The organism is Pseudomonas sp. MB-090624 (assembly GCF_003205245.1).
Lineage (GTDB): Bacteria > Pseudomonadota > Gammaproteobacteria > Pseudomonadales > Pseudomonadaceae > Aquipseudomonas > Aquipseudomonas juntendi.
This window is the reverse complement of record NZ_QJRK01000012.1, coordinates 26003-39381: the sequence shown is the minus strand read 5'-3', so window position 1 is coordinate 39381 and position 13379 is coordinate 26003. Positions and strand designations below refer to the sequence as shown.

At 54.4% G+C, this 13379-nt stretch carries 19 protein-coding genes; 8 read left to right on the top strand and 11 right to left on the bottom strand.

Features of this window, described 5'->3' with window-relative positions; genetic code table 11:
- Nucleotides 1-60 precede the first annotated feature (60 nt).
- Nucleotides 61-549, top strand: a complete 489-nt coding sequence (locus tag DMX12_RS08870; RefSeq protein WP_009682523.1) for a single-stranded DNA-binding protein — start codon at nt 61-63, stop codon at nt 547-549.
- A gap of 323 nt (nt 550-872) precedes the next feature.
- Here DMX12_RS08870 and DMX12_RS08865 read toward each other — a convergent pair whose 3' ends face one another.
- The 3 genes from DMX12_RS08865 to DMX12_RS08855 form a co-directional block, all read right to left on the bottom strand.
- Nucleotides 873-1343, bottom strand: a complete 471-nt coding sequence (locus tag DMX12_RS08865) for a hypothetical protein (RefSeq protein ID WP_009682522.1) — start codon at nt 1341-1343, stop codon at nt 873-875.
- A gap of 96 nt (nt 1344-1439) precedes the next feature.
- Nucleotides 1440-2723: a Y-family DNA polymerase gene (locus DMX12_RS08860; protein WP_009682521.1), complete on the bottom strand. Its 1284-nt coding sequence runs from the start codon at nt 2721-2723 to the stop codon at nt 1440-1442.
- A complete protein-coding gene (locus DMX12_RS08855; protein WP_009682520.1) occupies nt 2713-3141 on the bottom strand; it encodes a LexA family transcriptional regulator in 429 nt (142 codons plus the stop codon). Before DMX12_RS08855 ends, DMX12_RS08860 begins: the two co-directional genes overlap by 11 nt.
- A gap of 156 nt (nt 3142-3297) precedes the next feature.
- On the opposite strand from DMX12_RS08855, the gene DMX12_RS08850 reads away from it, so the two are divergent.
- On the top strand, nt 3298-3798 hold the full coding sequence (locus tag DMX12_RS08850; RefSeq protein WP_009682519.1) for a hypothetical protein: 501 nt from the start codon (nt 3298-3300) through the stop codon (nt 3796-3798).
- An 80-nt stretch (nt 3799-3878) separates the two neighbouring features.
- Here DMX12_RS08850 and DMX12_RS08845 read toward each other — a convergent pair whose 3' ends face one another.
- Nucleotides 3879-4280 carry an AsnC family protein gene (locus DMX12_RS08845; RefSeq protein ID WP_009682518.1) on the bottom strand — a complete coding sequence of 134 codons (402 nt, stop codon included), beginning with the start codon at nt 4278-4280 and terminating at the stop codon, nt 3879-3881.
- 229 nt (nt 4281-4509) lie between these two features.
- Between DMX12_RS08845 and DMX12_RS08840 the strand changes: the two genes are divergently transcribed.
- From DMX12_RS08840 to DMX12_RS08825, 4 genes are read left to right on the top strand one after another with little or no spacing between them, the layout of a single operon-like run.
- Entirely contained in the window at nt 4510-5364 is an 855-nt protein-coding gene (locus tag DMX12_RS08840) for a DNA sulfur modification protein DndB (protein WP_255751494.1), read from the top strand.
- A 53-nt stretch (nt 5365-5417) separates the two neighbouring features.
- Nucleotides 5418-5831: a hypothetical protein gene (locus tag DMX12_RS08835; protein WP_009682516.1), complete on the top strand. Its 414-nt coding sequence runs from the start codon at nt 5418-5420 to the stop codon at nt 5829-5831.
- Between the two features lie 30 nt (nt 5832-5861).
- Entirely contained in the window at nt 5862-6098 is a 237-nt protein-coding gene (locus DMX12_RS08830) for a hypothetical protein (protein ID WP_009682515.1), read from the top strand.
- Entirely contained in the window at nt 6095-6436 is a 342-nt protein-coding gene (locus DMX12_RS08825; RefSeq protein WP_125854363.1) for a hypothetical protein, read from the top strand. Before DMX12_RS08830 ends, DMX12_RS08825 begins: the two co-directional genes overlap by 4 nt.
- On the opposite strand, the gene DMX12_RS08820 is transcribed toward DMX12_RS08825, so the two are convergent.
- The 7 genes from DMX12_RS08820 to DMX12_RS08790 all read right to left on the bottom strand — a co-directional run bounded on the left by DMX12_RS08820 (nt 6418) and on the right by DMX12_RS08790 (nt 10611).
- Nucleotides 6418-7365, bottom strand: a complete 948-nt coding sequence (locus tag DMX12_RS08820; RefSeq protein WP_009682513.1) for a tyrosine-type recombinase/integrase — start codon at nt 7363-7365, stop codon at nt 6418-6420. The genes DMX12_RS08825 and DMX12_RS08820 overlap by 19 nt on opposite strands.
- A complete protein-coding gene (locus DMX12_RS08815; protein ID WP_009682512.1) occupies nt 7365-7889 on the bottom strand; it encodes a hypothetical protein in 525 nt (174 codons plus the stop codon). Before DMX12_RS08815 ends, DMX12_RS08820 begins: the two co-directional genes overlap by 1 nt.
- A gap of 71 nt (nt 7890-7960) precedes the next feature.
- The gene (locus tag DMX12_RS08810) at nt 7961-8209 is read right to left on the bottom strand and encodes a hypothetical protein (RefSeq protein ID WP_009682511.1); all 249 of its coding nucleotides are present in this window, start codon (nt 8207-8209) and stop codon (nt 7961-7963) included.
- A gap of 35 nt (nt 8210-8244) precedes the next feature.
- Nucleotides 8245-8745, bottom strand: a complete 501-nt coding sequence (locus DMX12_RS08805; protein ID WP_009682510.1) for a hypothetical protein — start codon at nt 8743-8745, stop codon at nt 8245-8247.
- 99 nt (nt 8746-8844) lie between these two features.
- Nucleotides 8845-9474, bottom strand: a complete 630-nt coding sequence (locus tag DMX12_RS08800; protein ID WP_009682509.1) for a hypothetical protein — start codon at nt 9472-9474, stop codon at nt 8845-8847.
- Complete coding sequence (locus tag DMX12_RS08795; protein ID WP_009682508.1) at nt 9467-10171, bottom strand: protein mobD; 705 nt, start codon at nt 10169-10171, stop codon at nt 9467-9469. The genes DMX12_RS08800 and DMX12_RS08795 overlap by 8 nt, the downstream gene beginning before the upstream one ends.
- 11 nt (nt 10172-10182) lie before the next feature.
- The gene (locus DMX12_RS08790; RefSeq protein WP_009682507.1) at nt 10183-10611 is read right to left on the bottom strand and encodes a hypothetical protein; all 429 of its coding nucleotides are present in this window, start codon (nt 10609-10611) and stop codon (nt 10183-10185) included.
- Nucleotides 10612-10857: 246 nt separating this feature from the next.
- Between DMX12_RS08790 and mobA the strand changes: the two genes are divergently transcribed.
- Both mobA and traI read left to right on the top strand, forming a co-directional pair.
- Nucleotides 10858-11160 (top strand): plasmid mobilization protein MobA, encoded by a 303-nt coding sequence (mobA, locus tag DMX12_RS08785; protein WP_009682506.1) that lies wholly within the window; start codon nt 10858-10860, stop codon nt 11158-11160.
- The gene (traI, locus tag DMX12_RS08770) at nt 11160-13373 is read left to right on the top strand and encodes a TraI/MobA(P) family conjugative relaxase (RefSeq protein ID WP_193936644.1); all 2214 of its coding nucleotides are present in this window, start codon (nt 11160-11162) and stop codon (nt 13371-13373) included. The genes mobA and traI overlap by 1 nt, the downstream gene beginning before the upstream one ends.
- Nucleotides 13374-13379: the final 6 nt, after the last annotated feature.

Here is a 13379-nt window from a genome sequence, read left to right as displayed (position 1 = left end):
TACCACCGGCTCTACCAACAGTAATTGGCACGAGGTCGTGTCGAGAAGAGGAGAGACATCATGGCTCGAGGAGTAAACAAAGTCATTCTGGTCGGCACCTGTGGCCAGGATCCCGAAGTCCGCTACCTGCCTAATGGCAACGCCGTCACCAACCTTAGCTTGGCTACCAGCGAGCAGTGGAATGACAAGCAGTCGGGCCAAAAGGTCGAGCGTACCGAGTGGCACCGTGTGTCGCTGTTCGGTAAGGTAGCCGAAATCGCCGGAGAATATCTGCGCAAGGGTTCGCAGGTTTATATAGAAGGCAAACTGCAGACCCGGGAGTGGGAAAAGGACGGCATCAAACGCTACACCACCGAGATCATTGTCGACATCAACGGCACCATGCAGCTGCTCGGTGGCCGTCCGCAAGGCCAACAGCAGGGCGGCGATCAGCATTACCAGGCTGGCCACCAGCAAACACCACGTCAGCCGCCGCGCCGGGCTCCCGACCAACCAGCACCCCAACCGGAGCCTGACTTTGATAACTTTGATGACGATTTGCCGTTCTAGCCTTTAGGGTCTGCCGTTTCGCATTTAACCTGGCCCCTATTCAACTATCCGTTGAATAATCGCTCAGGGGTTGGTAGAGTTTGTCTTGAGGACTGCAAACGCGCATTTCCGGGCTTGGCTGTCCAGTATTGGCCCCCCGGACTTTCGGCAGCAGTGAAACTGGTACTCACTGACGTAGGGACAATCGATAGGCCACCTTCGTATGGCTGCTTGACTCGATTGGATTCTGACCCAAGAGACACGGAAACGAGCCTCAAAGCTAAAGAATCGCTGCGACTATAGCCTCTCGAACCAAGAAGAAAGCGGCCCTCGGGCCGCTTTTTTCATGCCCGGTTTTTGGCAATGGTGCCAACCTGAATGCCCATGGGCTTGGTGCGCGGCGTCCAGGTGACCACTGAATAGTGAAACCCCAGGTTGCGATCCATCAGCGGCTCCAGCAGCAATGTCCCATCCTGCGTGCGCAGGATCGTGATGCGATTCATCGCCGCTCGAGGATGCGCGGAATCATGGTAAAGCTCTGCGCCCAGGACAATGAGATTCGCCACGAACAGCGGCACATCGTCAGCCTTGGTGCAGCCTCGACTGCGCAGCTCCTTTTTCTTGCCTTCCCAGATGTGCTTGACACCGTAGCCAGCGGCGGGCTGTCCGGGCCTCATCCGGTGCAGGCCGGCCTTCAGGTAGACGGAAGCTTCAGCAGCGCCCAGACGGACAATCTCCGGAATCACGCCGAACACATGGCCCCCATTCGGGTGCTCGATCAGCTGGTTCGGCTTGAGTTTAAGAATTCCTGTCACGCGGCCCCCGAGTCATTGTGGTGGCATATTACCTTCAAGCCTGTCTGTGCGGGCTTTGTTTTATCTCCCCCGCATGCCTTGAGGATGCTTTTTTTGTCACCGGCATCCGACCTTCCAAAGTTGGTCCCAGCTGGTCATATAACTGGGGCTTAGCAGAGCCCGGCGCATACCCCAGTCCGGCGTCAGCGGAACGGCAGCAGTGCGCAAGCAGTCATGCCCCCACCGACGATTGATCCGATCCATGGCAGCCATGAGTGCGTCGGAGCGCTCAGGCTGGCTCGGGCTGAAAAGGTCCTGCGTGAACTCCCCTCGCTTGCGCAGATCCATCAGCAAGACTTCGGCCTTGCTGTACGCGAAACCTGGCCGGTAGATCTGCTCGACCGCCTGCAGGGCGCATTTGGTCAACTGGCGTACATCGTCGGTAGGGTAGGGCGGTATGCACGTTGCCGCGTTCGCATACTTCGCCCCGTCCCCGTGAAACGAAGTCTGGATGCCTATCCGCATGGCCCCGCACAGCGAGCGCTGCATGCGCAGCTTCTCGGCGGCACGGTGTATGTATGTCGCCAAGGCCTCCTGTAGGCCTTTGAGCGTATGGACGCGCTGACCGAACATTTTGCTTGAGCAGATCGATTGCTTGGGCGCTACGGATTGCTCCAGGTCCATGCAGGACTCGCCCTGCAGCTCACGTATCGTACGTTCAAGCACTACGCTGTATTTGCGTCCCATGGCCCTGGCGTCCGCCCGGGAGAGCTCCCAAGCTGTGCTGATACCGTCGCTTGCGAGGTTTTCCCGCATGCGTCTGCCAATGCCCCATACCTCATCGACCGGCATGCGTCTGAGCAGCCATTCAACGGCTTCCGGCTTGCGCAGGTCGACGACGCCGCCAGTTCTTTCCCGCCAAACCTTTGAGGCGTGCTGCGCAGCCTTGGCTAGGGTCTTCGTGTGACCGATGCCAATGCCGACCGGCAGCGCTGTCCACTGCAGCACGCGGGTTTGAATGGCCCTGCCAACATCAGCGATCGGCTCAGGTAGCCCGTCCAGTCGAACAAACAGCTCATCGATGGAGTATCGCTCCCAGTCCGGCACCAACGACGCGATGGCGACACCGCATCGATGACTCAATTCCCCGTAGAGGGTGTAATTACTGCTGAACACGGCGACGCCATGCCGCTCCAGAAACGAGCGCACCTTGAAATAGGGATCTCCCATTTTCAGACCGAGCGCTTTCGCTTCAGGGGTACGTGCCACGATGCAGCCGTCCGAGTTGGACAATACGACGACTGGGCGCTGTCGCAGCTCTGGTCTGAAAATGCGTTCACAGCTGCAGTAGAACGAGTTGACGTCCACCAGGCCGAAGATAGGCTGATGATTAGTGTGCATGGGGCGTCAGGTCCCATGTCACGACGCCGAACACTTCAATGGTGCCATATTCGCTGGGAGCGATGCTCTTGTACGCTGGATTTGCCGACTCCAATACCCACCCTGCAGCTGACCTGGCCAGCCGCTTCACTAGAGGTTGATTGTCGACGTAAGCTAGTACGATATGGCCGGCAGTCGGAGAAATTGATCGGTCGACTACCAGGAGGCTACCATCGAAGATGCCGGCGTCGCGCATGCTGTCACCTTCAACCTGGACGATCCAGACGTGAGGAGCACGAATATTCATGCGCTCATCCAGGGACAGAGGGGCTTCGTAGTAGTCAGCCGCGGGGCTTGGGAAACCGCCCGCTGCAGTACCAGCCAAGACTTGGAGCAGCTGCGTCGACGGCGCCAGTGGATACGGCGTGAGGGCATTCATAAAAGACACCAGCAATTACTGTTTGCATATACAGTAATCCAGCAATCGCTGCGCGACTAGCGTCGGTTAGACAAAAGGCGTTTCCAGGAGCTGACAGTCCCTGAGATTTCCGCCTATAGTACCCTAACAGATATATGCTTTAGTTAGGGCAAAACTATGCAAGTGCTCGAAAAAGAAAGGCTGTTACAGATCTATGAAGAGGAGATAGAGGCCGCGTATGCCGAGCTTCTTGATGCGTTTATGAACATGCTGACGCTTGGGGTAGGGGATCCCAGGTCTATGGCTGGTCGATGCGGCGCACGGGTTGCTGCAGCGCACAAGCGGTGCAAGCGAGGATTAGTGTTTTCCGAGCTGGTGATTGCTCGTGATGCTGGCTTGGACATCACCCCTACAGTTGCTGAGCACGTGTGTGAACGGCTAATCGGCCGTGGGGTAGATTTCCGAAAGGCGCTAACTTTCTTTGGTACGCCTGGCCGTACCGCAGCGCAAAAATCTGGCGTGGTCCAGGAAGACATGGCCAGTATTGAAGCGCAGCTGTCTCCGCAGGTGAGTTTGCTCATATACGAGATGACGGTGATCCGTGAGCGCCACAAGGAAGAGTACGTCGACCGCGTCGAGGCCGCGGTCAAAGAGCTCCAAGGAAATTCAGGAGCCTAATAAATAGATGCGTTAGTTAGCCTAAAACATATATGTTTTAGGCTATAAATGGGCAACCGTCGCGCTAGGGAGGACAGGCTTCACACGATCAGTCTCTTGCGGCGCTGGGCGACAGCTTGTCTGGAGCAGCCTGCGCGGCGTGCAATCTCCGCGTTACTTGTGGTCGGGAGAAGATGATCGAAATCTTCCAGCTTTTGCCCTTGGCGGGGTTCGTAAATATCCACTTTCAATAGCCGTCGCCGGCGGCCAATTTCGTACGCAGTGACGCAGAATATTTTTGCCAGGGCTACGTCCGACATAGTGCCCAAGAGCGGGTCATAGGGTTTGCTGATCGTTTTGTCGTCCGCATATGGTGGGATGCCTTTATTGGCCCGACGGATCTGGACCGCATTAGTAGTCGTGCCCGCCAGGTAGGCCACAATGCGGTCGTAGCATTGGCCAAGAAGCCAGTCGTAGGGTTCGATCTTGGAATATTTGGGCATCGCTGCTTCCAGGCTGGATGTGACCGGTTGAAGTGCTTGAAGACGCGCACGGTAGCGCAGTAGAAGAAACTTAGCCTAATACATATATGTGTTAGCTATGCCGCCGCGCCATTGCCTTCACATAAAAGTATGTACATACGTACGTACGCATATTATCATTTGTGCATTCTCACCAGGTAATCGGAGGCTGGAATGTACGACGCAGTGATCGCCAAAGAAGCGTGCTCCCTTGGGCACGCTACACATTCCCATGAGCGCCACCATGCTGATCAATGATGGGCAGCACCGGCGCCTGGCTATCGAAATGGCACTGCGCAACGACGAGACGCTGCGCCATGAAACGGCGCCGGTACAGATTCACTTTGACCAAGGCCTGCAGCGCTCTCAACAGATCTTTGCTGACATCAACAGCAAGGCGGTGAAGCCGTCCAGCGCGATCAATGCGCTGTATGATCATCGCAATCCATACAACACCTGGCTCCAGGATCTCCTCACACAGCTTCCTGCGATCAAGCGCAAGATCGACTTCGAGAACGGTACTCCGGGCATGCGTTCGTCCAAGCTCTGGAGCCTGATTGCCTTCAAAAAATTCGTGACACTGCTTACGGGGCTCAGTGAGAAAACTATCACTGGCCTGAGTGATGATGAGCTAATGGACTGCGCCGATCTTGTGCGTGAGTTCCTCGAAGGTTGTGAGAAGTACATCCCCCAGTGGGGCAATATGGTTTCCGGCAAGATCGCTGCCTCGGATGTGCGTGAGAATTTCGTCATTGGACACGCGGTCTTCCTGGAGGCGCTTGGGACGTTCGGTCGTGAAGCGCTGTTTTACGGTACGCATCTATCGCCTCAAGAGAAGAGCGCCAAGGTCATTGATCCAGGCAAGGCCAAGTGGCATGTGTTGAGACCGCTCGAGGCGCTTCAACCGTCAAAGAGCGACGGCATGTGGGAGAATCGGTGCGTGGTATTGGGCAAAATGCAGAAGACGGTCGACGGGACCAAAGCCACTGCCGCTCAGCTGCTTTCGATTGCCAACATTCCTATGCCGGAATCGCTGGCCGAATTGCACCAGCGCATCATCAAGTGAGTACACCGCAGCGAGGCGCGTAGGCGCCTCGATCACACTTCAAGGAGATCGATATGTCTGTAGGAACTGAAAGGCTGATACCGGTTGGTACTGCGCTGGTGGCTGTAGTCGCTGCGGCTTTCACGCACGGTGTGCTGCAGTTGCTACCGGAAGTAAGCTTTGCCGCACACGCCTGGATGATGCTCGGGGTGCTGATTGCGGTCGGCATACTCGGGACAGGTCTCTGGTGCGAGACCCAGCCTGATGGTATTGGAATGATCACTGCCGTAGGTGTTCTACCGCTGGCAGTTGGGTCGATCTGGGGAGGGCTTTGGCCTGGGATGACAGAGTGGGGAGCGGTCGGCCTTGCGTTTCCAGGGCAGACGCCACCGGTTGCTTGGTGGGCCTCGAGCGCGGTGAAGTGGGTAGGGCTCGCAGCGATTCTGGGTGGCGGGTACTACTGGCTGTATCGGAAAAATTTCCACTAATCCCGGGATGGATTGTTCGCGGAGGAACTCATGGAACTTGAAATCAGCACCCTTCAGAAGACAGCCCAGAACTGGCGCGATAGCAACCAATGCAATCAGGGAGGAATCGTCCTGGTCTGGCAGGGGACCGTATACGGTTGGAAAAATGAGTTGCGCGACCCTCAGCATGAGCAGCCAGGCGCTATCGCAGTGGACCCTGCCGGTCAGGTGTTCATCGCTGAAGGGGGGGATGCCTACAACGGTGCCACGCACTGGTCGCCAGTATGAAGGAGCTCGAAGAAATGGAGAGGATGTGGCTCGCGGCCGATACCGCCAGGAAAGTTGCGATCCGTGCTGCGCTACGCGACCGGATGCTTTGGCGGGACCAGCTGGTCAATGTCGTTTGCGGTGCAATCAAGGCTGTTTGCATTACGGTTGCACTCGGAATGGTGATTGAGCGAATCGGCTTGCCTGGGGACATCTCTCAAACGTTCGCAATTTATGTTACCGGCCCGTTTCTGGCTTTCAATCCATGGGCAATCTTCTGGCGCAATCTGTTCCGTGAACGTGCGAACGCGGCGTTTGATGATGCCCTGGAGAATCCGCGTCAATATTTGACCTTGTAGGTCGGCGAATCCTCCGGCCGCTGGCCACGCCGATCGTAAAGGCGCGTCGTGCTGATATTGGAATGTCCCAGCCAGGTCTGGACCTTCGCGATATCAGCCTCGTGCTCCAAAGCATTGGTTGCGGCAGTAGCCCGCAGCCCATGCACACCAAGGCCAGCCACCGCAATGCCGGCCGTTTTGGCCCAAAACCCGATGATCGAATAAATACCGTTGGCCAGCAAACGCGCCCCTGGGGTCCGTCCGCGAACAGAGCGAAACAATGGGCCCGTGGTCCGCTCGCCATCCGCTTCCAGGTATTGGTGGATCCGCTCTGCAGCCACTGGATGGAGTGGCAGGTAGCGCACCTTGCGACCTTTGCCATGCACCTTCAAATGACGAACGCCGCGGCGTTCCTGCAGGTCGTCGACATCCAACATAGCTGCCTCCTCACGACGCAATCCGTGGTATAGGAGAACCGCCAGCAGGGCTCGATCGCGAAGCCCCTTCACGCTATCCAGATCTGGAGCATCAAGTAGTGCCTTGGCCTGGTCGTCGCCCAGCGCCGGCGTTTTACCTTCATTGCTTTCATTCGGAGGCCGCTTGACGCCATGGACGGGATTGCCTCCCGCCACAGCGTTGCTGTCCAGCAGGTGATCAAACAGGCTGGTCAACGCAGCAAGCTTTCGCCGGATGGTTGCGGCGGACAACACTCTGCGCTCGAGGTCAGCTCGCCAAGCTAGAACATGGGCGCGTTGAACCTCTCTGAACTGGTCCGGATGGACAATGCCCACGAAAGCGGTGAAATCGCCGATATCGATGCTGTAGGCACGGCGGGTCTGCGGGTTATCAATGTTGGCCAACCACTCGGTAGCAGCTGGCACCTCAGATAGAGCCAGGTACTGCGCTTCAGTGAGTTTGCCAGGCTGCCTGGTTATCTGAATGTCTTTCATCAACGCATCCGCCGTCGTCTATTAGGCGTGCTGGTATCTACAGGATCGACAGGCTTAGCGTTCAGTAATCGCTCCCACCGTTGAGTTTCCGCATCCATCTCATCTTCACCACGGATTTCAGCGGCAATGGAGCCACCAGACTTTGCCAAGGCGGATTTTGCCTTCGACCAAAAGCCTAGTGCAGATCCCCAGACATGAACCGGCACGATCGGAACCCGGTGCTGTTCATGAAGCACTTTTAAAGTGGCCAGGCCATGGCCATTTGCGCGGTGCTGATCGTCCACATCAATCTTGTGAACGTACACGCGGTCGAGGATCGGGTTCAAACCGTATTCGATACTACCCACGCGCGTAGCGCCGGCATAAATGCCGGCGTAAATGGTCGGAGACGGATAACCAAATTGGAGCGGGTGCGAACTCTCCCGTTCAGTCACTAACTGAACGGATTGTTCGAGCTTGGTCGTTTTTGGGGATTTCCGGCGCGTGTGTTCGAAAAAATCACGCAGAGGGTCAAACCAGTCCACAAAACCTCTCCCTGTCCAAAATTGGTGATAACGTATTTTATCACCAATTTATGAACGCGGGGGGAGGGAGGCTATGCAGCGCTCAAGCGCGCTTGAAATGCTTCCATTTCTTTCATTGTGCTGATGTCTGGCACAAGCCTTGGACACAGGTTGAGCTGGGCAGAGATGTAGGCCAGGGTCCGAACACGGTCAACCGAGGTGTTCATTGCTTTTGCTACTCGTTTGGCTGCACCTGGTCGATTCAGGGCGCAATGCGCGGCTTCCAAGATTTCGGCAAGCAGGTCTTCATCGAGCTGTCTAAGCATGTCTTTCAAGTCCATAGGGTCCATCCTTCAGTGATCGGGCATCAAATGCCCTACAGGGCGGCAATTTCCGCATTCATGACGCAGGCCAGATCCGGGCCCAGCTGACGACGAATACGAGCAATCGAGGTGTCACTAGGAGGCGCTTTATAGAAGGAGAATTCTGGTGAGTTCGAATGCTGCAGGACGATCAGATGAGTCTTGCCGAGACGTTTCAATCTCCGCAGCTGGGCAACTTCATCGATCATCTGGGTGATGGCCATGTCGAGCCATTCTGGCGTTTCAGTTGGCTCATCCATAGCGTGCCCTTGGAAGGTCAATTGAAGTTGGTAGCCTTGCGCTTTCAACTGCGCAACCAAGTTCGTTTGCTGAGCATAATCGATTTCAACCCGCGTCATGCCGCCATCGCCATTGTTGGATACAAGCCCAAGCATTTTTTTGTGGAGATACACTTTGCAGGACCACGCGAGGCCTCTGGAGGCCTCAGCTTCCTTGTAGCCCTTGATGTCCAGGCCGACACTGCGATACGCCTTGATGTTTGAGTACGCTTCCATAATTGACCTCCGTATTGACGTAGAGTCATTACACATCCTAATTCCGTATAGTATGTATCATACGGAATAAATGGGCCAAAAAAAATAATGGCCCACTTGTCATAGTACAAACCCCAGGGAAAGCAACGATAAGGCCAGCAATAGCCCCAGCAACAAGACCGACCTGATTGTAGGTTTTTGATATATGAATGTTGCTCCGAATAACTCAGCAGCGATAATGGGGAGTAGCCACCCGACGGGGGCATTGAGGATTATCGTGACGATATTGAAGAGTGGTCCCCTTGCCGAGCCAATTTGAGCCCAATAAGGAACCTGCCCGCTGCCAAGCACAAACCCGACAGTCATGCACAAGCCGGCAAAACAGAGAAGCGCGAATAAAACGAATCCCCAGGCTCTCCATCGAGCGGCATCAGCAACTTTCAGCGCAACAGCTTGACTAGCTTCGCTTACAGCAACGGACAATGTAGAGAGCGCCTTTTTTGTTTCTGCGTCTGCCATCTCGGCGAACAATGACTTATGCTTGTCAACTTGTTTGTCAACCTGCCTGGCAATCAGCTCTGGATACTTTGCATACATCGTGTCGTAGGACTGCAAGGCCATTAAGATTAGCCAGAGCGAATCATTATTATGCAGATTCAATGCATTTTTAACCCTATAGAGATCCTGCACCTCTTTATCAGAGGCTTGCCTCCCTAAGAGTTTCTCGAAAGCTACCTCAATATCATCCATTGATAACCTCCCCCATCACCTTATTCACATCGCGACGCCACCTGGTCAGTTCAGCGCGATTTCCGATTGGTAATTCTTTCAAAGCTTTTCCGATCGAAAGTCGTTTGCTGTACAAATCATCACTCACCCGATCGGCCAAGTCTGGCAGCATCAGTGACTTTCCGCCTGCGCCCTCGATGCTTTCCCTGATGTTTGAATTGTTGTAAAGCTCAAACTTGATTTCATCACCGAAGTAAGCATTTCGGATAACATGAGTAGTTGATCCTGGCAGCGCTTCTCGATATTCCTTGAGCAGTTCCAGACTGTCTCGCTGTCGGTTGATCACCCAGAGAGTGATGAGTTTCCGGTTCAGTTCACCGAGCGTGCTGTTCAACGTTTCTCCGTACGCAGCTACGCCTTTATTGTTCCGTGCTGCTGTGTTGACTACCACAACGTGATCGCGGAATTCGTCGCAGACGTTGACCAGGTCAATCCAGCCGTTTGCGTCGTCCAGATCAATCAGCCTGCACTCTATTTCGTCTTTATACATCTTCCAAACATCTGGATTGGAGGTATCCGATTCAATCAGCAAGACCTTGAATCCAGCTTGGATCAAAGTGTCAACCAAACCTATCGTAGTGAAGCTTTTGCCTACGCCTCCTTTGCCACCACCGCTGACGTAGATTTGACCAACCTGGGTAGTCGATTTTTCTTTCATAGGGTTGCTCCTCAAATGTCATCCGTATCTGTTTTCGGTTGGAAACCGGGATTCCCATCTCGTGTTACCCCGGTTGTTACCTGACGTACACCCTGAGCCGCCTTCGCGCCGGCCTGAGTGGATTTTTCTTTCCCGCCTTGGCGATCCTCGCCGGAAGACTTAACCCGGGCTTTTGGCGTGCGCCGGGTTTTGCCTTTCACAGAACCCCTCGCCCTAGTGAGATAGCTTTTCAGCGTTGTCTCAGAAATTTGCATTCCACCTGCAGTCAAAATTTCGGAAATCTTCGCCAGGCTGTAGCCGCGTGATTGCAGCTCTTTTATCGATCCTTGCATCATCTCGACTGCTTTCAGCTTTGAGACCGGCTTGTCCGGTTGTTCTACCTCTGGCAGGTTTTCGAGATCGCCCATGAGCTTCTCGATTTGCGAAATGGTGAATCCCATTTTGCCGTCCCCCTAACGTCCTCTATGCCCTGATTCTATGGGCATCCCTTGCGTAGTCAAGTTCCGTACGATAGCCTTGATACGAAACTAGGTCTACAGTTTTGGACAGGGTAGGGTTTGTACTCCCGCCATAAATGGCGTCCGTCCAACCGGCATCGCTGACAGTCGTTTCACTCCCTTGCGATGCCTACCACCCTGCTCAGGGCTGCGCCCCGAGACCCCTTGGAACACCTGAGGATCCTGCTTATGAGTACCAGTGAGCAAAGGCGTCGCACCGGTCGGCTACCACCTATCCGGTGCTTCGAGGATGAAGAGGAAATCGTCCGTGACAAGGCGAAGGACTGCGGCCAGAGCGTGGGTCAATTCATGCTCGCAGCTGCGCTTGGGAGACGTACCAGGTCTAAGGTGGAGGGGCATATCCTCAACGAACTGCGGAGGCTCGGAGGCCTCCAGAAACACTTGTTCAATGAAGGCGGTGGGAAGCTTTCAAAAGAGTACGCACAGATCCTGGTGGCGTTGAAAGCTGCTATCGAAAGGATCGGTTCGTAATGCTTGCGAAGGTTCCACCGAAACGGGCCGATGGGAGCTCAAGCTTCTCGGCGTTGGTCGACTACGCGACAGAACGTGACGAAGAAAAGGAGACACAAACGGATGAGCTCAATCCAGGCCACACCCGAAGAGACGACTCAATTCTTGAGTCTGCTCGAGAACATATCGAAAGAGCAGCAGACCGTTTGCGAGAGATTGGACGAATTGATGCTGCAACTCAAAATGCCATCCGAGAACGTGCTCGAAGTATTGGAATTGCTCTTGATTCCAATTGGCGTCGATATCAACAGGATCAACACCCAGTTCCAGTCCGCATTGACGAGCCTGGACCCATCACAGAACGAGGGGTAAGCGCTGATGGACATGAAAGCCGTCTTGCCGTTGCTCAGCACCATCTTGCAGCAGCAGCAAACCATCTCCGACAAGCTGTTAGAAATCATCCTGACTTTGCGGCAAGAGCAAGATCCCGTGGAGCCAACCTTGCGTTTCATGCTGCAGCCGCTCAAAGAAGGGATGCAGGAGATGAGCTCAATGCTATCGCCGAGCTCGAATCCGGACTCCTCCTCGGAGCACCAGTAAGGGAAGTTACACGTTCCGGTGTATCCTGCCAGCACAACTGCTTGAGCTTGGCGACAGCCGCGGCAGAAATGAAAGCAGTCGCGGCTCAAAATTCACGTGTTAAGGATCCTGTTTACCATGTCATCTTGAGCTGGCCGCAATCAGAGAAACCAACTGATGATCAAGCTTTCGATTGTGCTCTGCATGCAATGGATGCGGTCGGTATGGCGGAGCACCAGTATGTGTTTGCTATCCATCATGACACGGACAATGTTCACTTACACATGACGGTGAATCGGGTTCACCCCGATTCGTATAACGCGGTGTACCCGGATAGAGATTATTTTAAGCTCGATTATGCAATGCGAGAGCTTGAGCTTCGCTATGGTTGGACTCATGACAATGGTCCCTACAGTGTCAAAGACAAAAAGGGCTCGCCTGAAATTGCCTGGTCAGCGCCTAAACCCAAATTTCAAGGTAAACAGCCTACTCGTGCTGCGGATATGGAACGTCATCTTGACCAGGAAAGTCTGCACACTTATTCTCGCGGTGAACCTCGCGATGCAATTGCAACGCTTCTGAAAAAGAAAAGCCTTACCTGGCAGAAACTGCACGCGGAACTAGCGCGATTTGGGTTGGGGATCAAACCCAAAGGTCGCGGCATGGGTATTTATTCGCTTGAAGAACAGAGCTTGGTGCCTATCAAAGCAAGCGACATGCACGAGGCCTTGTCTAAGGCTCGATTGGAAAAGCGTCTTGGTGACTATGAGGAGCGTAAAGTTACACAAGAGCTGATGGCTCTTATGAGTTACGAAAAATTCGCAAGCCCACGACGGAATCCCGAAGATCGTCAGCAGCGCCGCACAGAGCGAGCTAATTTGCGCAGGGCACTACGTGCCCGATACGAAGCCTATCGGACAAAATTTGTATATCGCCGAGTTGATAAAGAGTGGGTCAAGCAACAATTCAAACGCGTACGCGATGACTCCAGACAGCAGCGCCTGGATATCAAATTGCGTATTAAAAATCCAAAGGATCGAAAAGCATTTTACAGTATCTTGGCGTTCGAGACACTAAGAGCTAGAGAGGAACTGAAAACTAAGATTTCAAAAATGCGCGCAGATTTAAAGAATGATCCTTCTAATAAAAGGCTCAGTTATCGTGAATGGGTTGAGCAAGAAGCAGCCACCGGTGATCCAGGGGCAATCAGTCAGCTGCGAGGTTTCACATATGGCGAGAAACGCGCAGCGAAGGCTGAAGGAGCTAACGGTTTCGAATTTGCCCGGGATCTCGATCCTAAATATCAGTCGATCGATGGAATGCTCGGTGTAGTTAGGAGAAACGGCACAGTCATTTACCGGCGGGCCGCTGGCGATCCGGGATTTGTAGACCTTGGCGGCCAGTTCAACTTCCCTGGCCAAGCGGTAGACAGTGAGCTGATCACCCGCGCCTTACGCGCGATGCCGAACACGGCACCACCTGGTCCGTTGCGGATCACCGGCAGTGCCGAATTTAAGCGCTCGCTGATCGAGGCTTTGGTCGATGAACGATACAGCGGTGCGCTAGCAGATCCAGAGCTCGAAAAATTGCTTCGTGAGCTCAAGGCCGAGCGGGACGCACAGCAGAGGTCAAGAAGCGGCCCGCGGGGGGGATAGTGTTTG

Excerpts from the sequence above, each read along its gene's own strand:
- DMX12_RS08870 (WP_009682523.1), top strand. The coding sequence starts at position 61 with ATGGCTCGAGGAGTAAACAAAGTCATTCTGGTCGGCACCTGTGGCCAG.
- DMX12_RS08860 (WP_009682521.1), bottom strand. The coding sequence starts at position 2,723 with ATGCACACTAATCATCAGCCTATCTTCGGCCTGGTGGACGTCAACTCG.
- DMX12_RS08855 (WP_009682520.1), bottom strand. The coding sequence starts at position 3,141 with ATGAATGCCCTCACGCCGTATCCACTGGCGCCGTCGACGCAGCTGCTC.
- DMX12_RS08850 (WP_009682519.1), top strand. The coding sequence starts at position 3,298 with ATGCAAGTGCTCGAAAAAGAAAGGCTGTTACAGATCTATGAAGAGGAG.
- DMX12_RS08845 (WP_009682518.1), bottom strand. The coding sequence starts at position 4,280 with ATGCCCAAATATTCCAAGATCGAACCCTACGACTGGCTTCTTGGCCAA.
- DMX12_RS08835 (WP_009682516.1), top strand. The coding sequence starts at position 5,418 with ATGTCTGTAGGAACTGAAAGGCTGATACCGGTTGGTACTGCGCTGGTG.
- DMX12_RS08830 (WP_009682515.1), top strand. The coding sequence starts at position 5,862 with ATGGAACTTGAAATCAGCACCCTTCAGAAGACAGCCCAGAACTGGCGC.
- DMX12_RS08825 (WP_125854363.1), top strand. The coding sequence starts at position 6,095 with ATGAAGGAGCTCGAAGAAATGGAGAGGATGTGGCTCGCGGCCGATACC.
- DMX12_RS08820 (WP_009682513.1), bottom strand. The coding sequence starts at position 7,365 with ATGAAAGACATTCAGATAACCAGGCAGCCTGGCAAACTCACTGAAGCG.
- DMX12_RS08810 (WP_009682511.1), bottom strand. The coding sequence starts at position 8,209 with ATGGACTTGAAAGACATGCTTAGACAGCTCGATGAAGACCTGCTTGCC.
- DMX12_RS08805 (WP_009682510.1), bottom strand. The coding sequence starts at position 8,745 with ATGGAAGCGTACTCAAACATCAAGGCGTATCGCAGTGTCGGCCTGGAC.
- DMX12_RS08800 (WP_009682509.1), bottom strand. The coding sequence starts at position 9,474 with ATGGATGATATTGAGGTAGCTTTCGAGAAACTCTTAGGGAGGCAAGCC.
- DMX12_RS08795 (WP_009682508.1), bottom strand. The coding sequence starts at position 10,171 with ATGAAAGAAAAATCGACTACCCAGGTTGGTCAAATCTACGTCAGCGGT.
- DMX12_RS08790 (WP_009682507.1), bottom strand. The coding sequence starts at position 10,611 with ATGGGATTCACCATTTCGCAAATCGAGAAGCTCATGGGCGATCTCGAA.
- mobA (WP_009682506.1), top strand. The coding sequence starts at position 10,858 with ATGAGTACCAGTGAGCAAAGGCGTCGCACCGGTCGGCTACCACCTATC.
- traI (WP_193936644.1), top strand. The coding sequence starts at position 11,160 with ATGCTTGCGAAGGTTCCACCGAAACGGGCCGATGGGAGCTCAAGCTTC.